Below are 23040 nucleotides of genomic sequence, written 5' to 3'. Positions count from 1 at the left end.
ATGACTATTTATGCAATAGAAAGGAGTACCGCAGTGAAAAAGAAACCCGGTGATCAAAAACGAAAAAGAAATTCCGGAACGCAAATATTCAATCCCAGTTTGAATGAACTCAGCTATGTGGATGATGACAAATACGGTGCAGCAAAACGCAAAAAGGCGGAAGACGCGAAGAATCATGACGTTGACAAATCGAACACTTCCATTAATGAAGTTGCGATGATCAATCATCTAGCGGTTGCAGAACCGACGGATCAAGTGTCAGATTCCGTGCAGGATGACATTTCGAATGAGCAGGAAGAAGCAGGCTTCTCACCAGAAGCAGACTCCGTTCCCCAAGAAGATCAGGAGGCTGGGAAAGAACCGGCCCTATTTGCTGACTCTGATGCCATTTCTCCTGTGCTTCTGTTATTTGAACGAGCTCAGCAAGAGAATGTAGCAGTAGTCTATACGGACGATCTTGTAGATGAGGCCGTAACCAATGAGAAAATTGCTAATCGCTCTATCGACGGCACCAAGATCAGGCCAGGCAGCATTGGCCGTGAATCTTTATCCGATTATGCAATTGATAATGCAAAAATAGCGGATAACAGTGTGACGGCATCCAAAATATGCCCGGCCACCATCGATGACAAACATATTGTACAAGGTGCCATTTCCGGAAGAAAGATCAAGAATAAGTCCATTCCTGGAGAGAAACTCTTAGATAACAGCATTACATCTGAAAAGCTTGCCGATAAGACGATCGACTCTATGAAGATTGCTGAAGGCTCAATCGAAACGAAACATATGCATACCCAATCGATAACGACTGAACTAATCCAAGACCACGCGATCATTAGTGAGAAAATTAAAAGCGGAGCGATTCAATCCAATTCGTTGGCAAACGGTGCCGTTAATTCTGCCAAAATAGCGGATGGCGCTGTATTGTCTGAGAAGCTGAGAGATGGTGCTGTTACCAGCGAGAAGCTTGCTGAGGAAAGCGTGGATTCACCGCACATAAGACCAGCCTCTATTCTGAAGCACCATATTGCCGAGAATACGATAAATGGAACGCACTTGGTCGCTTGGAGCGTGCAGGAGCTTCATTTGGCGCAAGAATCGGTTTCAACGCTTCAGTTGAAATCAAAGAGCATTACTTCAGATAAGTTGAGTCTTGAGTCGGTTGGTCCGCAGCATTTGCAAGCGCAATCGATTCGTCCCGCTCATTTGGCGGATGGTGTAATTCTGACGGAGCATCTGCAGGATGATTCCATTACATCTGTAAAGCTCGCGCCCCAGGCAGTCATCACGGAAAACCTGCAGAACTTGGCCGTGACAACGGAGAAGCTGGGGGATCACAGCATTACATCACAGAAGCTGCAGAAGGAAACTATCAAGAATATTCACTTGGCCCAGGGGAGTATTACTCGAGACAAAATAGCGGATCAATCGATATTGACTCAGCATTTGACCGACCACGCCGTGATGGAAGCTCATTTGCAGACCCGATCCGTAACAACGTCCAAAATCGCCCCTCTGTCTATATTGCGCGATCATTTGACGGATGGTATCATCGGGACCAATCAGCTCGACGACGACTCCGTAGACCGCAGCAAGCTGGCCGCGAACAGCGTGGCGACCGAGCAAATCATCGACAGCTCTATTACGACCTCCAAGCTCGCGGGCGCTTCCGTCCAATCCGACAAGCTGGCCCGATTCTCGGTAGGAACCGACCACATCAGCGAAGGATCGATAACGCCTTCGAAGCTGGCGGGCGAAGCAGTAGGAGCCAAACATATCGCGAAGCAAGCCATAGGAAACGATCATTTACAGAAAAACGCAATCAGTTCCGACACGATCCAAGATCAAGCCGTAACTTGGAGCAAAATCGCACTGGGCTCCGTAACACGCAATCATCTCGTTCAAAGCAGCGTCTACACTCATCACCTGATGGATCACGCCGTTACAACCGCGAAGATCGCACCGGAATCCATATCTACCGATAAAATGACAGATCTTTCTGTTACCAGCTCGAAGCTGGCAGAAGGGTCGGTAAGCAAGAATAAGATTGCGCCTGGAGCCGTTGGTTCTTCACAATTGGGGCAAAATGCAATTTATTCCGGCCATATCGCCGAGCAAGCGATCCAATCCAACCATCTTGGGATTGAATCGGTGCTTGCTGGACATATAGCAGCTGGAGAAGTAAAGGCTGAGCATCTGAGTGAGGGTATTGTTGGAGAAGCTAATCTGATCGCTGGTTCAGTGACTGCAAGCCGAATAGCGGAGCAAAGCGTTGACGGCAGTAAACTGCGAGCAGGCGCAGTTGGAGAGGCGCACATAGCGAACGGCGCGGTGACGGCGGCGAAGCTTGCGGCTGCCAGCGTTGAGCGCGAGCATCTTGCGCAGGGCGCCGTCAGCCGCGAAGCGCTCGCTGACGCAAGCGTGGCCGGCGCCCAGCTGGCGCCGGGTGCCGTGAGCGGCGAGCACCTCGCCGCAGGAGCGGTTGCGGCGGCGCATCTCGCCGCTGAGAGCGTGCGCGAGGCGCAGCTCACCGCTGGCGCGGTGACGGCTGCGAAGCTCGCGCCGCAAGCGGTGCAGCGCGAGCATCTCGCGCTGGGCGCAGTCAGCGGCGAAGCGCTCGCTGACGCAAGCGTGGCCGGCGCCCAGCTGGCGCCGGGTGCCGTGAGCGGCGAGCATATCGCCGCAGGAGCGGTTGCGGCGGCGCATCTCGCCGCCGAAGCGGTCGGCGAGGAGCACCTCGCCGCAGGAGCTGTGACCGCGGCGAAGCTCGCGGGCGCAAGCGTCGAGCGCGGGCACATCGCGCTCGGGGCCGTCAGCGGCGAAGCGCTCGCTGACGCAGCCATAGTCGGCGCGAAGCTGGCCGACGCCGCAATCGAAAGCCGCCATCTATCGGGCGGCTCCGTAACCGCTGCGCATCTGACGGCGCAAGCGGTACAAGGGCAGCACCTGGCGAACCAGTCGGTCGGGACGGATAAGCTGATGCCTCAGTCCGTTAGTGTAGATCAACTTGCGACGGGTAGTGTAACGGGCGACAAGATCGCTCCGGAGGTAATCACGAGCAAGCATCTGCGTCATGAATCCGTTCAGGGGTACCATGTCAAAGCGGGTACGATCAAGGGATACCACCTGGAACCAGGTATTTTTTCCGCAGAGCATATTTTGAATGGTGTCATTGAACGTTGTAAATTGAAACCCGCAGCGATTGGAACGGAGCAACTGGATGAGGCTTCCGTCACGTCGTCGAAGCTCGCCGATGGAGTTATTACACCCGATCATTTATCAGAAGAATTAATTCAAGCGCGTCATCTGGCTTCAGGCGTTATCAGCCAATGGCATATTCGTGACGGGAGCATAGGCGCTACACAGCTTCAGGATGAAGCTATCAACGAACAGAAGCTAGCGAATCACTCCGTTACAAGCGCGAAGATTGTTCCTGAGAGCGTGACCGGAGAACATCTGCGCCCAGAGTCGATTTTTGGTTACCATTTGCAGCCGGGAGTCATCAAAGCTTACCATCTCGAGAATGATCTGCTCACAGGGAATTATTTAGTTGAGGGAAGTATCATTGGCGATAAATTGGCACCTTTGACGTTGACTGGCGATCATTTGAAGAATGAAGCGATTGAATCCCGGCACATGTCGGAGGGATCGATTCTAGCAGGCCACCTCGCTGCAAGCTCCATTAACCAATGGCACATCCTGGAAGGAAGCATTGGATCGTCCCAGCTTCAGGATTCATCGGTAACGGAGCAGAAGCTGACGGATCAATCGGTGACCAGTGAAAAGCTTGCTCTTGATAGCGTGAGCGGCGAACATCTGCGGTCAGAGTCGATATTCGGCCATCATCTGCAGCCTGGCGTAATCAAAGCTTCTCATTTGGATAACGACCTTCTTCAAGCGAATCACCTATTGGAAGGAAGTATTACTGGCGATAAGCTGGCATCTTCAACGCTGACAGGCGACCATTTGAAGGATAATGCGATTGAATCCCGACACATGTCGGAGGAATTGATTCAGGCACATCACCTTGCCTCTGGCTCTGTTAGTCAATCCCATATCAGCGAAGGAAGCATCGGGTCATCTCAGCTTCAGGATTTGTCAGTAACGGGACAAAAGATAGCGGATCAAGCGGTAACCAGCGACAAGCTTGCTCCTGATAGCGTAAGCGCCGAACATCTGCGTTCAGAATCGATATCCGACTATCATCTGCAACCAGGCATTATAAAAGCCTTTCATTTGGAAAGCGATCTTCTTAAAGCGGAACATCTGTTGGATGGGAGCATTACCGGCGATAAACTGGCACCTTCGACGCTGACAGGCAATCATTTGGAGAATGAGGCGATTGCATCCCGACACTTGTCGGAGGGGTTAATTCAAGCCAATCACCTTGCCTCCGGGTCTATTAGTCAATCCCATGTCAGCGAGGGGAGCATCGGGGCAGCTCAACTTCAGGATGAATCTATAACCGAACGGAAGTTAGCCAATCATTCCGTTACAGGTGCGAAGCTGGTTCCTGAGAGCGTGAGTGGAGAACATTTGCGTCCTGAGTCGATATTTGGGTACCATTTGCAGCCTGGTGTTATTAAAGCTTACCATCTAGAGAGTGATCTTCACCATGCCGATCACCTGGTGGATGGGAGCATTACCGGCGATAAGCTGGCACGCTTAACACTGACAGGCGATCATTTGAACAACGAAGCGATTGCATCCCGGCACTTGTCGGAGGGATTGATTCAAGCGCAACACCTGGCCGGCGGCTCTATTGATCAATCCCATATCAGGGAGGGAAGCATCGGGGCAACTCAACTTCAGGATGAATCTATAACCGTAATGAAGTTAGCCAATCATTCGGTTACAAGTGAGAAACTGGTCCCTGAGAGCGTGAGTGAAGAGCATCTGCGTCCAGAGTCCATTAATGCTTACCATTTGCAGCCCGGCGTTATTAAAGCCTACCATCTGGATAACGACCTTCTCCAAGCGAATCACCTATTGGATGGAAGCATTACCGGCGATAAGTTGGCACCTTTAACGCTGACAGGCGACCATTTGAAGGATGAAGCGATTGAATCCCGGCACATGTCGGAGGAATTGATTCAGGCACATCACCTTGCCTCTGGCTCCGTTAGTCAATCCCATATCCGCGAAGGAAGCATTGGGTCATCTCAGCTTCAGGATTTGTCAGTAACGGGACAAAAGATGGCGGATCATGCGGTAACCAGCGACAAGCTTGCTCTTGATAGCGTAAGCGGCGAACATCTGCGTTCAGAATCGATATCCGACTATCATCTGCAACCCGGCATTATAAAAGGCCATCATTTGGAAAGCGATCTTTTTAAAGCGGAACATCTGTTGGATGGGAGCATTACCGGTGAAAAGCTGGCACCTTTAACGCTGACAAGCGATCATTTGAAGAATGAGGCGATTGCAACCCGGCACTTGTCGGAGGGATTGATTCAAGCGCAACACCTGGCCGGCGGCTCTATTGATCAATCCCATATCAGGGAGGGAAGCATTGGGGCAACTCGACTTCAGGATGAATCTATAACCGCAATGAAGTTAGCCAATCATTCGGTTACAAGTGAGAAACTTGTTCCTGAGAGCGTGAGTGAAGAGCACCTGCGTCCAGAGTCCATTCATGCTTATCATTTGCAGCCCGGCCTTATTAAAGCCTACCATCTAGATAGCGATCTTCTCCAAGCCGATCACTTGTTGGATGGGAGCATTACCGGCGATAAGCTGGCGCTCTTATCGTTGACTGGAGATCATCTCGAGAATGAAACGATTGAATCCCGGCACATCTCGGATCAGGCGATTGCTGAAGAGCATATTCAGGAAAATGCAATAACGTCTTTAATGATTCAGGAGGAAGCGATCACTTCCGAGAAACTAGCGGCTAACAGTGTAACGAGCGATAAACTGGCAAATGAAATTATTGGTAGCGTGCATATCCAATCAGGCTCAATCCAGTCGCATCATTTGCAGTTCTCGATTACGCAACTCATAGAAGAGCACGCGGCCAACAATCCTCCAGCTCCTGTCGAGGATGTGAAGATTGGTGAGAACCAACTGGTTGATGCCAGCGTTACTGCTTCCAAGATAGCGGATCGAGCTGTTTCGAGCTCTCATATCCAGACACAGTCCATCGGTGCCAGCCATCTTGCTTCCGAAGCTGTGACCTCGCAGCATCTGACCGAAGGCTTGATAAGCTTGCGCCATCTCTCTGCTGAAGTATTGGAAGCCCAGCAGCAGTTGGCCGAAGGTAGCGTCACCTCACGTCATCTGTCAGCAGAAGCTGTGACCTCGCAGCATCTGACCGAAGGTTCCGTAAGCTTGCGCCATCTGTCTGCTGAAGTATTGGAAGCTCAGCAGCTGGCCGAAGGCAGTGTCACCTCGCGTCATCTGTCAGCAAAAGCGGTGACCTCGCAGCATTTGACCGAAGGCTCGGTGACTTCGCGTCAACTGGCTGCTGAGTCTGTCACATCCAAGCACCTGACCGAAGGCTCGATAAGCTTGCGTCATTTATCAGAAGAGGTACTGAAGTCCCAGCAGCTAGCTGAAGGCACCGTAACCTCCCAGCATCTGGCTGAAGGTTCAGTGACTTTGCGCCATCTGTCTGCAGAGGTCATCAGGTCCCGGCAAACAGTTGATGGTAATGTGACTTCGCGTGAGCTGCCCGCGGAATCTGTTACTTCTCAGCATCTAGCGGAGGATTCCGTTACGGCCAAAGCAATTGCAGCCCAGACAATTACAGGAGAGCATGTAGCGGATCGTTCTCTTGGTGCAGATAAGCTTAGCATCAACCCTGTTCAGTCGGTTAAATCCAATGTGCCCACTATACAACAATTCGGTATTTCAGCCTTCAACTTCGGCCCGCAGGATGAGAAGGTGGAGCTCAGTATTGTGCTCGATCAACCATTCGCGAGCGCCAACTATGTTGTCGTCGCTATGACGAATCACGAAGCTTATTGCGCTGTGCTTAAAGAACAGACTCCTGAGCTAGCCGTAGTAACCATTCTTAGAACACGATTCTCGCCTCAGCCAAGTGGATTTGTGCACTGGATTGCGATCGGAGAACAAGCATAACCTGCAGTATAACCTCTTGCACTAACTGGTCGTCCCGAAGCACCCCTCTAACCCGTTATTTGATGCGGGATGAGGGGTGTTGTAGTTTTAGATACAAAAAGAGAACAACTCAGATGCATTTTTGTCAAGGGTGTGATATAACTAGGATTATTATGATGAGATAAGGAACGTAGCCATGAGTAGACCCGATCGAGTGACATTCAAGAAGCGACAAGATGACATGTTATCCTCCATAAGAAGTGAAATTGATGCAGGCACACTGCAGGTTGGCGATTTGATCCCCTCTGAACAGGAGCTTGCAAAGCAATTTCAATTAAGCCGTAATTCGGTTCGCGGAGCCTTGGAGATTTTGCAAAATGAGCGAGTCATTGAAAAGATTATGAATGTGGGAAATAAGGTGCTGGAGAAGTCCAAAGAACAAACTATTCAGCTCAAGATGGGTGTTTATAAATCTGCTTATCGAGACATGGCTATAGAAATACTGCTCTCCGACTATCACAAAGCGAATCCTAATGTGCGGATCCAGCCGGTTACCTTGCCAGATGAAGATTCTATTCAGCCGATTGAACGTTATTTGAACGACAATGGGCTGGACCTAATGACAGTCAACTATACTCATTTCAGTCAGATGCAAGAGCGGGGGACCTTAAATGAGGTATTTGAACCGATGGAGGACAAACCGGAAATTTATTCTTTCCTAAGCAATCCTTTCAAAGACCAGTCCAAGCTCTGGTTGCTGCCGATTATTTATTCACCCGTAATCCTTTGCTATAATAAGAAACATTTCCATGAAACCGGGCTTCTGGAACCGGATAGCAGCTGGAACTGGGAGACGTTATCGGAAGCCGCCAAGAAATTAAGCGAAGGACATAATCGTTTTGGGTTCTACTTTTTTCTGTTGTCTGAGAATAGATGGTCCATATTCTTGCTGCAGAACGGGGTTCAGTTCGCAAGGAAATCAGACGGCAAGTTAAATATTCGTCATCCTGGATTTATGAGTATGATAGAGTATTGCCGGGAGCTATTATTCAATCAGGCTGATCGACCCGTGTTCATGCTGGCAAGCGAGAATGATGCGGAGTTGCTGTTCGCACAGGAGAAAGCTTCGATGATTATCACGACTTATTTTAACTTGAATTATTTCAAGGAATGCAAGTTTCCTTTCGATATAGCGCCGCTGCCCACTTCAGGACAATACAAAACATTGTTGCTTAATATAGGGATAGGCATCAACCGTTTCTCGGAATTGAAGGAGGAGGCAGCAAATTTTGCTGAATATTTGACTAGCCATGCGGGGCAATTGGCGATTCGCCAGCATACTTACTCTTTACCAAGTGTAAAGGTGATTGCGGAATCGGATGAGTATCGCAGTAAGAATTTATCAATCCCATCCAGATACATGATGTTTCGAGAGATCTTTCCTACCTTTAATTATTACACCGCCCTGAATGTAACGCCTCATGAATTTGATAGAATACGCAAAGAATTACGCCTGTTCTGGGCAAATCTGGAGACGGTTGAACAATTCTGCGACCGAATGGATGAGATCCTCTCTGAATAAGTGAACAAGAATTGTCTTTGTATTGCTTTACTACTGTGAAATATAAAAATCTCCTGTTTTTCAGTGTCTCTGTCTAGAAATAATAGCTTTGTTGATGGAATGTGGGCTTAAGAATCGAATCGAATATGTGCGTCGGGAAAGACCGGGTACAGATAGTATTAAACCGTAACTCCTAGAAAAAAGAAGCACAAAAAGGGCAGGGAGGTGGAGCGGAGAAACGAAGTGGTTGCCTTTGTGGTTGGGTTCCTACCACTAAACATTATAATCAAGGGAACCCTAGCACAACAGCAATCGTAGCCCACATTCCTGTCCTCCTGCGCGCACAAATGAACTCAACCACCAAGGACCTGGCCAACGGCCGGGTTTTTTTCTGTTGTTCATGAGGTGAGAAAACTTGTTGACAGTTTTTTTGTGAGCAAACTATAATTTATTTGAACAATAAAAGAACAATAATGGATACTAGGGGGATCGCTAACTTATGAAAATGCTCGTAACCCGGAACCAGGACCTGGAATTAATGGATTATCCGGAACATTGTTTAAAACCAGGATATTTGTTAGTTGAAACGAAATATTCGGCCATAAGTCCAGGGACTGAAATGACAATGAAGAGTCGTGACTACAAGGAGCCGGAACCGATCGGTTACAGTGCTTCTGGAATTGTGGTTGCTGTTGGTGAAGGTGTGGACGGTTTCCGGCCGGGTCAACGAGTAGCTTGTTACGGCGGCCCTTATGTGCGGCATGCCGAGCGATTGCTGGTACCCAAACATCTTGCTGTGCCGGTTCCTGATCATGTGGGTCTTAGAGAGGCTGCGTTCGTAGGGCTTGGGGCGATTGGCATTCATGCCCTGCGGCAAGGTGACCTCCGTTTTGGGGAACATGCGGTCATAATTGGACTCGGGATCTTAGGACAGATCACGACACAGATTGCGCACGCAGCTGCAAATCAAGTGACAGGCTGTGATTTGATGCCGTCGCGCTGTAAACAGTTGAACCAATTCGGTATCTTATCGACCGCCACCACGATGGAGGAACTGGAGCAGGTCGTTATGAATGATACGGAAGGCAAAGGAACGGATGCGGTATTCGTGTGCGCAGGAGGGAAGAAGTCTGGACTAATGGACCACAGTCTCAAGCTCATTCGAGATCGCGGGAAAATCGTCATAGTAGGAGATATTTTACCTGATTTCACGAGAGCACTTATGTTCAAGAAAGAAGCGCAAATTATGATTTCTCGAGCTGGCGGTCCAGGTCGATACGACGCGGAGTATGAAGATCAAGGATTCGATTATCCCATTGGTTTCGTACGATGGACGGAAGGACGCAATATGAAAGAATATGTTCGGCTACTGGCGGAAGGTCGCATTCAGGTTACACCTTTGATCACTCATGAGGCTAAGCTTGATCAAGCCAAAGAGCTTTTCCATTCCATATCTGAACATCCGCACAACACTTTAGGTGCTCTAATAAGCTATGACTAAGTGATAGTTACTCATTGAATATTTTTTTATGAATTATATGAACAATCAATAAACAATTGTATTGCTAGAACAATTAGTCATCTGATATAATCGAGCTGAGTTCACATTCTGTACTTATATGCAGATGTAACACAAATCAACCGTGTAGCTTTTTTCAGCAAGTATGAGGTTAGATGGAGCACTTATTTATTATTTGAACCGGGGGGTCAACATTTTGAAAAAAAGATTTAAGCAGTTAAGTGTAGTATCGATAGCTACTGTTCTTGTATTGTCTGCATGCGGCAGTAAAGGTGATGAGAAGTCAGCAGAAACGGCAAACCCATCAAGCACCCCATCATCAAGCACGGCTCCGCAGCGTGAGAAATTGACACTGAACTTCATGACCACTACTCCGACAAACACCTCAAGCTTGCCTTCAGGCGACAAAGATTTTATTAGAAAAACGTTGGAAGAGAAGTTCAATGTTGTAATCAACATGGACTATTCGGTTCTGGGTGAGGAGTTCTCAACCAAGCTGAACTTGAAGCTGACTGCAGGGGATGCACCCGATCTTTTCCATGCTGAAGGCGCCAAAACTACAAAGTACATGTTGGATGGGGCTGTTGCGGATCTAACGAAATTTGTTACACCAGAGAAGATGCCTAACTATTTTAAATGGATTAGCAAAGAAGAATTGAAGCGATACGAGGTACAGAATGCATTCAAGCGGGCGCCTGTTCCTTTTGAGAAGAACCAGTATCATGCTTATTATGTGCGCAAAGATTGGCTGGATAAGCTGAACCTGAAAGTACCTACCAACTACAATGAGATGATTGAAGTGATGAAGCAATTCACGCTGAATGATCCGGACGGCAACGGTAAGAATGATACGTACGGATTTACGACTTTTGGCAGCGGGCAGAATGTGTCCCGTGAGTTTCCAGAGTGGTTTAAGAATGGATTTGGCGCAGGATTGCTTATTGATAAAGATAACAATTTCATCGACACAGGTTCCAATAAACGGACAGGTCTGATTCTGGATGAAATTCGCAAAACCCTTGATTTGAAAGTGGTGGATCCGGACTGGTTCTTGAACAAATCGGGTGAGCATCTGAATAAGGTTCAACAAGGTAAGGTGGGAATTTTCTACTCCGGTTCTCGTGATATTGCCTTCACAAATTCCGGAATAAGCGTACAGAAGAAAACTCAGGAAGTTACGGGCAATCCGAAAGCCGAATTCGCAGCCTTCCATATTGCAGGCGACAGTCCGATTACTTACTCTGCGATTCCAGGTCTGCCATTCCTGATCAATGCTAAGACACCTGAGAATAAAATCACGCGGATCATGGAAATTTTGGATTACCTCGCGTCCCCAGAAGGCTTCACACTTGCTAACTATGGGAAGGAAGGCATCCATCATAAGAAAGAAGGCAACAAGATCACATTGATTCCCGATGCCTTTAAGAAAGATATTATTGATAACGGAAACTTCACGGATGTGTGGGGCAGCGTGTTCAGCTTTGGTGTGAAGGATCCTTCACCGATTGGATTGCAATACACGGATCCGCGTGAGACTGAACATGATCGGGCCATTCTTGAGGTGTTCAAAAAGAACAAATATTACACGTTGGGTACTAACGTAGCTCCTCCAGCAGGTCTTGATCTTGGCGCGTTCCGCAAGCAAATGAATGTATACTTGACCAAAGTTTTGTTCGAAGATAAGGACTCCTCCAACTGGGCTAAATATTCAGAAGAAATATATGGCAAATATCAGGGTAAAGCGATCTTCGACGGATATGCGGAACAAGTTTCTTCTGCTTTGGGCAAAAAGATTCCTTTCAAAATGGATTAATCTCAACAGCTTTCCTAGCCTTTTCAAAAACCTGTATGGTTTTTTGGGAAGGCTTTTCTATTATTAAAAACCGCACGAAGTCTGAGATTTAGGCCATTTTACTACTGGTTATTTTGGCCATCTCGGCACTCATGATACAAATAGCCATTCTTACTATCCCTTATATTCGTGAAAAACCCCCTATTTCTCTGAAACCAGCCCAATACCCAGTAGTAACACTTGCTATCCAAGCATAATCGATCGATTCCGCCCAAATAACCAATACGGGCACCACTGGCGTTACAAATAAACTAACATGATCGTAAATAAACCGAAGAAGAGGGCCGCAAAACTTTAAAACCCCTTATTTAAATATCTATTGAAAAATATTACAGTTTACTTGATCTGCCAATGAGCCAAAAAAGCAGCACTCCAGCGGGAAGGCGATTTATTCCCATATTATTGATTTATTGATGTTTGTTATCTAGTTTTTCTTGTTCTTTCCCTCTTTTCTCGGCTTCATGATTCCTATGGTTGTTCGGAGCTTCGGTAGTTTCTTCACCGAATCGGGCTCCTTCTTTGCTGTTCGACGATTTCGTAAACTTCTGCAAGTGTTATGCGGAGCAAGACGACATTTTGCCCGCGGCGCCGGTGAAGTACAAGAAGCTCATCCGCTTCCTACATGGTTCGGGCGTGCCGGACGGCCATCCGTTTATCGAAACGGCTCAACAGGTGTCCAGGCAAGTGATACCCGGCGGGGTTCCCGCCTCCGCTACAGCTTATTCATTCGGCGGTATTCCGTCGTGTTCATATTCATTTTTATGTAAAACAGGCGGCATAGGTAGTTGCCGTTCTCGAAGCCGCATAAATCAGCAATGGTTTGCAAAGACAGCGTGCTTTCAGCCAGCAGCCGAGCCACCTTGTTCAACCGCAGTTCCATCACGTATGCCATTGGCGCCATGCCGAACGCCCGATTGAATTTTCGGCTGAACTGCACGGGACTGAGTCCGGAATCATGCGATAAACTCTTGACACTGAAGCCGTAGTCAAAGCACGTTTCATTGATCCGCTTCAAGGCGGCGTTCATCACTGGATCTGGGCTCCATTTCGTTCGTGTCGAAGGTTCTCCTTCCTGGCAGCAGAGCAGCCAAATGTCGGAAAGCAGATGGTTCTTTCGCAACACGTCCGATGGAATAGACCGATCGATCAGTTGTTTCAAATAATCGCAGTTGGATTTCAGTCGCTCTTGATTGCGCAAAGTGATGTTCCCGATCGGAATTTCCGACAGAAGAAACGGCTCCGTCACGATTTTTTGCCCCGCAACACTTTTCCACTGAAGGTTGATAAAGTGAAAGGTAAGCGTGTTCACAATTTTTCGCCGGAAAGGCACGGATGGTGGGCAAAGCAACACATCCCCCGCTTGACCGATCCCGTTCCGATCTCCGATTTCATACTCAAAACATCCCCCCTCAGCGATCAACATGATCCAGTTCGAATACGTATCGACTTCCAAATAAAATTGCTCACGGTTCTCCCAAAACCTGTAGTTAAGTAGTTGAGGAAGAATACCATCCACAGCATTAGGATTCATGACAAAACCCTCCTGAGTAAATTTCGAGTTCATTTCCGAGGAAACTTATGATTGACTGTCGAGCTAACGTAAAGTGAGTTTTAGTAAGCGAAAGTGAAAGAAAGTGCTATGCATCATGAAATTCCACACATTTCCATATGAGCGATACAACGGTATTATTCAACTAGAATGTTTTTTGTGCTCATTATGATAGACACCTAAAACATCTAAATCGTTTACAAAAAATTGATATTCGCGACAAGGTGGTGGATATAAGGACAAGCATTCTGGAAATTGCACCTGGTTTCACACAAATGCGGCACTTCATGGCAGGCAACGTAACGAACAAGGAGGGTTCGGCATGCCGGATCAAGGGAAGCGAAGCAAAGCTAAAGCGCAAAAACAGATTTCTGATGATGCCAAAAGCGGTGCATATTCAAGCCAGGAAAATCGTGAGGAGGCAGCAGCAACGAGCGAGAATGCTAGAGCTGGTGAACAGGAAAGAGCGGAACCATCAGTTGAGACGAACGATAAAATCACCCGCCGAAAACTGCTCGCCTCTTTAGGCATGGCCGGCGCGGCAATCGCATTCACCGGGCCAACGGTATGGGGAAAAGCGGCTTCTGGCCCACCCGTGATATCAGCAGTTTATGGGCATCCGAACGACGGCAAATCACTCTCGTTCTGCACTATCACATCCGTCGATTCAGTCGATGCCTTGTTGGCTCAATCGCCGGATGTCCAAAAGACGTATTCCGTCAAAGCATATTTTGACGGTGAACGGGTCGGCGGCGGCGAATTTTACTACAAGCCGGATGAGCCGAAGGCGAACCATAATGGCGGCGACATCATCAGCAACACCGTTCCGTGGGATGGGTCTGCGGCGACACTGGCCGGTTTTCTGAACGGAACGGGCGAGACGAACCCCGCAGGAAACGGTTGTTTCGTTCGCACAGCTTGCGTATTGAACCCGCATATGTTTGGCTGTCTCAACGGAGTGGACAGCACCGCAGGTTTGCAAGCGTTCGCGCTGCGGGCATCGACAGTTAAAGGCGAAATCAACTGGGACATCGACACGATCGTTTCGGACAAAATCGTATTTCGCGGCGGCAGTACAGAACGGCCGTCGACCATCCGCGGCACGCTCAAGCTGCAATCGAATTACGCCTCAGACGACTGGATGCTGGAAATCGACCATTTTCCATACACTCAATTCGACAGCTTTGTATTAATCGGAAAAGGAAATCCGGTACTCGTGTCCAGAACGAATCATCGCGGAGCCAAAATTACGGATGTGAGTGTAAGCGTTTTCCGCAGGATGGAAGTGCGCTATATGAAAGTGCAAGGAATTGAAATCAACTTCAACGCTTATCATGTGCAAATCGAATCAGTGGCGGTGCTCTACTGCGGCTTCGGCATCACGACGGCAATCGGAAAAGTGTTTCAATTCACTGGCCACACCTTGTCCGGATCATTCGGAGGCTCTGCACAATACACCCAATTTACCGGCGTCACCAATATTCCGGACGAAACGCAAGCGGGCGACAGCCTCATCATTGGCAAGAACGAGTACACCATCACCGAAATCAACAGAACATGGGGAACCGTCACCGTCCGGCTATGGGTAACCAATGATGATTTCGCATTCGCAAAAGAGCGGTATTGGTGCGTGGGCTCCGGCTTTAAGGTGGTGGGCAGCACGTCAGGCCCGCTTTCCGTAAGCTCCATGACAACGCTTGGCTGTTCCATCGGATATTTTATCGCCCAGTTGTACCCCGGTTTTATCGGCAAGCTGAGTGGAGAGTCAAACCTGATCACAGCTAAACTGGGCAGCAGCCCTTACAGCGCTCATTTAGGCGGCTATATCGATACCGTTTACGCCGAAGCTGGGCGAATCGCAGTATCCAATAACCATGTGACCGGACAGTACGCCATCGGCAACATGGACCCGATTACTTGCGACCAGCGAATCAGTCAATGCGTCGGGCGTTATCTGATTGATTTTGATCTCAACAAAGGCGCCGTCGAAGCGATCGATCTCGATTACCAGGATCCTTCCGCCGCTACCGCCTATCAAAGATTGGAAGCCCCGGTCGTAGATCCCGCCGTATACGGGCCTGACATTCCCGCGACCGTTGTGACCGGCACGAGTGCAACCCTTTCTTTCGTGCGTGACGATTTTATTTCGTCCGGCATATCCCACAGGCTGCTCGTGTTTCCGCGAACGGGGACCCGAACGGTCACCATCAACGCCGGCGCCGGCACGACAATCGGCAATCCCGCCGCAGCCTCGCAATCGTTCATCCTAAGCGGGCCGAGCTTCCTGTTCGCGGAGTTTTACCGCGCCGGCAAAAACTGGCGAATCAGCCGGTTCGATGCGAGCTCCGTACTTATGGCTTCGACCGTGTACAATGCACCGTTGCTTGCCAGCGGCGACCGCGATCCGGCTCCTCCGACGCTTACCGTAAACGGCGCCGCATTCGGCGATTTCATTGAAGCGTCACTGAACGTAAACACCCAAGGCGTCGAATTGATTCCATACATTTCAGCGCTCAATACAGTCACCGTGGAAGTAGTGAACCGAATGCCGACGGCGATTGATTTGCCAAATGCGACATTGACCGTACGCGTACACAGGCGTTAAACACACACTTTTAACTATTATCGATTCCTTTTTATATGAAATGGAGGACAATCAAAATGAAAAAACGCACATATCCCAAATGGCTTTCTCTTCTTGTTTGCATTGTTTTGGTGTTTACGATACTCCCGTCTATCTACGCTGAGGGGCTGAATGGTCCGGGCCAGTCGAATGAATCGAACGAATCCCGGAATGCCGATCAGCTATATCAACGGAAAAACCCAAACCCGGACCAGCCTCCCGGACAAGTCACAATTGTCGAGAACGGGCAAGCAGACACGGTAATCGTAATTGCCCAAGACGCTACGGCAAAAGAACAACAAATAGCCAAGGAAATCCAAAACTATCTATTTCAAATCTCCGAAGCCGAAATTCCTGTAACGAGCGCGGTGTACGATCAATATCAGACGAAAATTTTCGTCGGAAAAGCGGCGCCGGACTATGCAGCAAGCCAGGCTACCATTCTTGAAGACGGCAGCAACCCTGACGCGTTCCGACTGCTGGCTTACGACAAAACGATTCAGTTAGTCGGTGTGGGCGATAACGGAACGGTATATGCCGGATATGATTTGCTGGAGCAGCTGGGCGTCCGTTGGATCATGCCTGGCGATATCGGCACCGTCATCCCGAAAACCAATACGGTTGTCCTGGAAGAGCAAGACACGATTCAGCATCCAGCCTTCGAACTCCGAATGCAAAAACCGGACATTTACCAGACCCTCCCGTCACAAATTCCCCTTGTGTACGATCGACTGGAAGTGAAGCCGTGGCAGGGCCACATGCGACTGCTTGACTGGAATATCGGTGCGCAGTCGTGGCCGTGTGGCATTACCCGAACAAAGCGGCCTGACCTGTTTCTGAAAGACAAAAACGGCAATGCGACGGGACAGCTGGATGTCAGCATACCGGAAGTGCTCAATTGCATCGTGGACGGATCCATTGCCAAGCTGCGAAAGGATCCGGGCATGAAATTTCTGAGCATGTCGCCGGTGGACGGCGTTCCGGAAGTGCTTGATCCCGATCCCGAATGGGACGCTGAAGACTTCGACGCGCTCAACGGCGTCAACTCAACGACCGACCGTTACATCAAATTCATCAATCAAGTGCTGGATCGCCTGACGGCAGCCGGATATCCGGACGTCAAAATCGTTCTGTTCGCTTATAGCAGCTACATGAAACCGCCGGTAAGGGAAATACCGAATCCGCGCATCGTGCCGATCATCGCTCCGATTACAATCGAACGGTTCCATGCGATGGGCAACGACCTGTCCTGGGAGCGGAACTATTTGAAAGAGCTGATCGAAGATTGGGCGGCGCTCGGTGTGCAGCCGATGATGTACGACTACCGTTTCAACTTGGCCGATCCTGGACTGCCATTCTCGATGATGAATCAGGCTGCCAGCGAACTCAAATTTTACTACGAAACCGGCCTGATCGGTGCGAAAGCGGAAGTGCTCCCGGCATGGGGCTATCACGGACCGTCGCTTTACCTTGACGCCAAGCTGAAATGGAACCCATATCTCGATGTAGACGCACTCATGGACGATTATTTTGAGAAGTTTTTCGGTCCGGCCGCCCAACCGATGCAAGAGCATTTCGACATTCTGGAAAATGCGTTTGCGAAAGCCGATTACTTTGCCGGAAGCATCTATGACTTCCCACATATTTTAACGAAAAAAGTAGTAGAAGACATGGAAAAAACACTCAGCAAAGCGGAAAAAGAAGCAGCGAAAGCGAGCGATCCGGTATACGCCCAAAGGGTGAACATCACCCGCATCGCCTTTGATTTCGGAGACAACTTTCTGAAGATGATGGATGAGCTGAACAAATTTGAATTTGCAAATGCGAAGCAGCATCTCGACAACATCCTCGAACTGCGCTACGAAGCGATTTCGCATTCGCCTGTCGCATTGTCGCCGTGGTCTTCCTATCTGTATACCAACTGGTTCTGGAAAGATATTGTCGAGGACGGCTACAACCGGACACAGAACGGCGGACGCATCGTCGCCGAGCTGCCAGACGAATGGCACGCGATGCTGTTCCCGAACAATCACGGCCACGAGCTCGGCTTATGGAAAAAGGAGCTGGGCACCAAATCATGGATGAAGCTGAAAACGTACTCCGAAACGTGGTCCGACCAAGGGCTGCGCTATTACAAAGGCAACGTCTGGTACCGGACGACGGTCGATCTTAAAAAACAATACGACGACGGCCGTCCCGTACACCTCTGGATGAGCAACGTCGACGAATCGGCTCGCGTCTGGGTGAACGGCATCGAGCTGCCGGTCGTCCAGAAAGGCGCCTCAATGATGAAACCGTGGGTGTTCGATGCCACAGGCGCCGTCGAATTTGGCAAGCCGAACGTCGTCGTCGTCGATACGACGAACCTGTTGCTTGACGAACTGGGCACGGGCGGAATTATGGGACCGGTGATGTTCTACCAGCCTAGGAATTAATTAGCAGTAATCATTTAAGGAGCAAGGCATTTCGCGCTTGCTCCTTTTTTATGCTGCCATGCGCTTACAACGGCTATTCAACGCTCCCCAGCAGCATTTCCATAATCACGCCTATCACCAGCTCGGGTTGATCGTGATGAATATAATGGCTGGAATTTTCGGCAATGATCCGTTTACTGTTCGTCGATAGCTTCAAGTAATCATCCTGCTGGTCCTGCCAATGAATATTCGACTTTTCTTCCTCTCGGGCTTACTAGAACCGGTTTTGTTTTCTAAACGCTGAAGGGCTCGTACCCATAATCTTGCTAAACACTCGACTGAGATAGAAACCATTCTCATACCCGCAATTCTCTGCGATTAGATCCAGCTTCCACTCCGTGGATAATAACAATCGGCAAGCTTTTTTTATCCGGAGCGAAGTTAAGTATTGCAGGGGATTGATTTGATAAATGCTTTTGAATCGGCGAATCAGGGTGACTGGAGTTAATCCAAAGTGATGAGCTACATTTCGGATTTCAATGGTTTCATGAGCATGATTAGCTAAATAAATGGCAACCTCGAGAATCAATTCGTCATCGTTCAAGAAGGGGTTCATTTCCAGATGCTGCATGTTTTGTTGAATGATCATAAGCCACAAATCCAGAAAGTAATGCTGCTTCAATCGCTGATTATTCAAATTATAGTGCATCACTTGATCGGCAACCCTTAAATGATGATAGTTTTCGGATAAGCGTTTAGTTTGCTGTACTGTAATTTTGTGCTCGGGCAATAGGTTAGACAGGGACTGATTCTTGTCATTAGTGAATGTAAACGTTATTGCGTGAAAGCTTATGGGGGACAATGTGTTGCGATAAAATGCTACGTAAGGGGGACATACAACGATATCCCCGAATACGGCTTCGCCATACTCATTCCCGATCTGATACTCGAATCGACCGTCCTCAACGGCAAAGAGCACCCATGTCAAATAAGTATCTGTATCATACAAAAACTTGCCCTTCTTTTCCCAATAGGCGTGGGTTACCATTTCCGGCATCCATTCTGACACGTTCGAGCCCTCATTTACAAATTGTAATTTTGGATATGAAAATGAAATTCTATGAATTCACAGTACAATATGAAAACGTTTAATATGAAATTAAAGATATCATAGATATAAAAGGAGTCAAGGACCATGATGAAAAATTGATGCAAAAAAATTGAATACACAAATCCTGGTTGCCGGGGGGGTGGTCCCACAGGAGTAACTGCAGCAATTGCAGCTGCGCGAAATGGATCCCAAGTCAGGGGACATACGACGATATTCCCGAATACGGCTTCGCCATACTCATTCCCGATCTGATACTCGAATCGACCGTCCTCAACGGCAAAGAGCACCCATGTCAAATAAGTATCTGTATCATACAAAAACTTGCCCTTCTTTTCCCAAAAGGCGTAGGTTACCATTTCCGGCATTCATTCTGACACGTTCGAGCCCTTATTTACAAATTGTAATTTTAGATATGAAAATGAAATTCTATGAATTCACAGTACAATATGAAAACGTTTAATATGAAATTAAAGATATCATAGATATAAAAGGAGTCAAGGACCATGATGAAAATTGATGCTAAAAAATTGAATACACAAATCATGGTTGCCGGTGGAGGTCTCACAGGAGTAACTGCAGCAATTGCAGCTGCGCGAAATGGAGCCCAAGTCATTCTTTGCCAAGATCGTTCTGTTCTCGGTGGCAATGCATCCTCCGAGATTCGCATGAATATATCAGGCTCCTCGACAAGGGGGACGGAATTAGAATCTGAGCGAAGGGAAAGCGGTATCATTGAGGAAATTATGTTGGAATGCTCTATACGCAATCCACAACGCAGTGCAAATATGCTGGACTTAATCCTGTATGAAAAATGCCGAGCCGAGCCCAATTTGACTGTGATGGTAAATACGACAGTGGTCGGAGCCACAATGGAAGGATCACGAATCGTTTCTGCCTATGCCGTAAGGGAGAGTACGGAAGATCATTTCGAGATTCATGCAGAGCTATTCATGGATTGTACGGGTGACGGAAGGCTTGGCTTTGAGGCGGGAGCCCAATTCAATACCGGTCGAGAAGCGGCGCATGAATATAACGAGTCCGGTGCGGTTATAAATCGGGATGCGTACCGCTTGGGATCCACCCTGCTGTTCACTTCGAGAGATATGGGTAAACCGATGCCGTTCATTCCTCCGGTATGGGCTCGCAAGTTTACGGAGGAGGATTTAAAATTCAGAGATCACAGTTCTTGGGAATTCGGCTATTGGTGGGTTGAATTCGGCGGGACGCTGGATACCATCAAGGACAATGAGCATATTCGGGATGAACTGCTTGCTATCATGCTCGGAGTATGGGACCACATTAAGAATAGCGGGAACCACCCGGAATCAGAGAACTGGGCGTTGGATTGGTTTGGCTTCCTGCCTGGAAAAAGAGAGTCTCGGAGATTTATTGGACAGCATGTTTTGAACCAGAACGATATAGAACAAGCGATAGATTTTGAGGATACGGTTGCTTATGGAGGCTGGTCTATGGACACCCATCCGCCTAAAGGTATTGAAGCGAAGGATGAGAAGCCTTGCAACCAACCTTATACTCCATACCTATACAGCATTCCTGTACGGTCGATGATCAGTAAGAATATATCGAACTTAATGTTTGCCGGTCGCAATTTATCGGCAACCCATATTGCTTTTTCAAGTATTCGTGTCATGGCGACTTGTGCTGTGATGGGGGAAGGGGCAGGAACATTCGCAGCTTTCGTTATTAAGCACAAGGTTCCCTTGGAGCAAGCCTGGAGCAATCAGAGTACGATGAAGGCAGTACAACAACAGCTGCTTCGCCAAGGAGTTTTTCTACCGGGACATAAGCTAATAACAAATTATGCCAGACAGGCTCGAGTGACAGCGTCATCGGAACAAGCTCAAGGCCAAGCTATTAATGCCATAGATGGACATACCCGTTCCGTACATGGTGAAAAGGGGGTACGTCCGGATCTAACCGAACCTGGCACACATCGCTGGATGTCGCTGCCAAGTGATGATGATCCTTGGTTACAGCTGGACTGGGAACAGCCTGTTCCGGTAATATCCAACATCGCTATCGTGCTGGACACGGGGCTTCATCGGATGCTGACCTTAATTCACATCGACGGCTTTCAACAACGAATGCAATGGGGACAAGCGCAGGCTGAAACCTTGAAGGAATTCAAGCTGATCGCCAGGGACGAACAAGGCGAAAGGGAAATTGCACACATCACCAACAACCATCAACGTATGATTCATTTACAAGTCAATCTGGTCCATGTCTTATCCTTACGATTGGAGGTTATTGCTACCAATGGATTAGATCACGCAAGAGTAGTGGAAATAGTTTGCGAATAACGCATGCCTTGAAAAGGCATTAATTAGAAAGGAGAATGGGATGGATGAACAATAGCTCAACGGGCGGTAACTGGCGCTATTTCGTAAAAAACAAATGGCTGTATTATTTATTAATCCCTGGATTTCTGTATCTGTTTATTTTTAAATATATTCCCATGCTCGGGATCGTCATAGCTTTCCAGGACTTCAACCTGGTGAAAGGCATATTCGGAAGTGACTGGATTGGCCTGGATAACTTTAAGTATCTTTTCCAATCTGAAGAATTTTTCAATGTTTTGGGAAACTCGTTAATTATTAGCTTCTACCAGATCCTTTTCGGATTTCCGGCTCCCATTATATTTGCTCTTTTGCTTAACGAGGTTCGAAATATGGCGTTCAAGCGAATCTCGCAAACGATCGTTTATTTACCCCATTTTATATCCTGGGTTGTTATATCCGGTATTATTATTAACTTTCTTTCTCCTTCGACAGGCTGGGTCAATCAATTAATCGTCGATTTTGGCGGGAAACCAATCCAGTTCTTGCTCAAGCCGGAATACTTCCGAACGATATTAGTTTCCGCTGAGATATGGAAGGAGCTAGGTTGGGGCACTATTGTTTATTTAGCGGCCTTAACCTCCATTGATCCAAGCTTGTACGAATCGGCAACGATGGATGGGGCGAACCGGCTTCAGAAAATATGGTATATATCCATTCCAGGAATTTCCACAACGATTATTATTATTTTGATTCTGAGAGTCGGCCATATCCTAGACAATGGGTTCGAACAAATCTTCTTATTGTACAACCCTATGACTTATGAGGTCGCTGATGTGTTTGAAACCTACACCTATCGGGTCGGTTTATTGGAAGGACGACTTTCCTTCACAGCCGCAGTTGGATTATTTAAATCGGTAGTCGGTCTGGCTATGATCTTGTTCGCTAATCGAATTGCCCGCATCTTCGGAAAATCTTTGTGGTAGGTGAAAAGGATGAAAACTCTCAAGCGAACCAGTCTATTCGATATGATCAATTACGGAATCATTATA

11 protein-coding genes are annotated in these 23040 nt (G+C 48.1%); 8 read left to right on the top strand and 3 right to left on the bottom strand.

What is annotated here, in order from left to right:
• The first annotated feature begins 33 nt into the window (after positions 1-33).
• The 4 genes from AC58QD_RS23155 (at position 34) to AC58QD_RS23140 (ending at position 11955) form a co-directional block, all read left to right on the top strand.
• A complete protein-coding gene (locus AC58QD_RS23155; protein WP_497337377.1) occupies positions 34-7083 on the top strand; it encodes a WIAG-tail domain in 7050 nt (2349 codons plus the stop codon).
• A gap of 175 nt (positions 7084-7258) precedes the next feature.
• Positions 7259-8644, top strand: a complete 1386-nt coding sequence (locus AC58QD_RS23150; protein WP_497337376.1) for an ABC transporter substrate-binding protein — start codon at positions 7259-7261, stop codon at positions 8642-8644.
• Positions 8645-9122: 478 nt separating this feature from the next.
• Positions 9123-10124: a zinc-dependent alcohol dehydrogenase gene (locus tag AC58QD_RS23145; RefSeq protein WP_497337375.1), complete on the top strand. Its 1002-nt coding sequence runs from the start codon at positions 9123-9125 to the stop codon at positions 10122-10124.
• Positions 10125-10338: 214 nt separating this feature from the next.
• Entirely contained in the window at positions 10339-11955 is a 1617-nt protein-coding gene (locus AC58QD_RS23140) for a type 2 periplasmic-binding domain-containing protein (RefSeq protein WP_497337374.1), read from the top strand.
• Positions 11956-12706: 751 nt separating this feature from the next.
• Here the strand turns inward: AC58QD_RS23140 and AC58QD_RS23135 are convergent.
• A complete protein-coding gene (locus AC58QD_RS23135) occupies positions 12707-13525 on the bottom strand; it encodes an AraC family transcriptional regulator (protein ID WP_497337373.1) in 819 nt (272 codons plus the stop codon).
• Positions 13526-14138: 613 nt separating this feature from the next.
• Here AC58QD_RS23135 and AC58QD_RS23130 point away from each other — a divergent pair.
• Together AC58QD_RS23130 and AC58QD_RS23125 are read left to right on the top strand one after the other, a co-directional pair.
• Positions 14139-16148: a putative phage tail protein gene (locus AC58QD_RS23130; RefSeq protein WP_497337372.1), complete on the top strand. Its 2010-nt coding sequence runs from the start codon at positions 14139-14141 to the stop codon at positions 16146-16148.
• Between the two features lie 56 nt (positions 16149-16204).
• Entirely contained in the window at positions 16205-18601 is a 2397-nt protein-coding gene (locus AC58QD_RS23125; RefSeq protein WP_497337371.1) for a DUF4838 domain-containing protein, read from the top strand.
• Between the two features lie 73 nt (positions 18602-18674).
• On the opposite strand, the gene AC58QD_RS23120 is transcribed toward AC58QD_RS23125, so the two are convergent.
• Positions 18675-18797, bottom strand: a complete 123-nt coding sequence (locus AC58QD_RS23120; RefSeq protein WP_497337370.1) for a hypothetical protein — start codon at positions 18795-18797, stop codon at positions 18675-18677.
• A gap of 57 nt (positions 18798-18854) precedes the next feature.
• Complete coding sequence (locus AC58QD_RS23115) at positions 18855-19649, bottom strand: helix-turn-helix domain-containing protein (protein WP_497337369.1); 795 nt, start codon at positions 19647-19649, stop codon at positions 18855-18857.
• 545 nt (positions 19650-20194) lie between these two features.
• On the opposite strand from AC58QD_RS23115, the gene AC58QD_RS23110 reads away from it, so the two are divergent.
• Positions 20195-22012: an FAD-dependent oxidoreductase gene (locus tag AC58QD_RS23110; RefSeq protein ID WP_497337368.1), complete on the top strand. Its 1818-nt coding sequence runs from the start codon at positions 20195-20197 to the stop codon at positions 22010-22012.
• A gap of 44 nt (positions 22013-22056) precedes the next feature.
• Positions 22057-22974 carry an ABC transporter permease gene (locus AC58QD_RS23105; RefSeq protein ID WP_497337367.1) on the top strand — a complete coding sequence of 306 codons (918 nt, stop codon included), beginning with the start codon at positions 22057-22059 and terminating at the stop codon, positions 22972-22974.
• Positions 22975-23040: the final 66 nt, after the last annotated feature.

The organism is Paenibacillus sp. J2R1T-4 (assembly GCF_059692235.1).
This window is presented reverse-complemented; position numbering and strand designations above follow the sequence as displayed.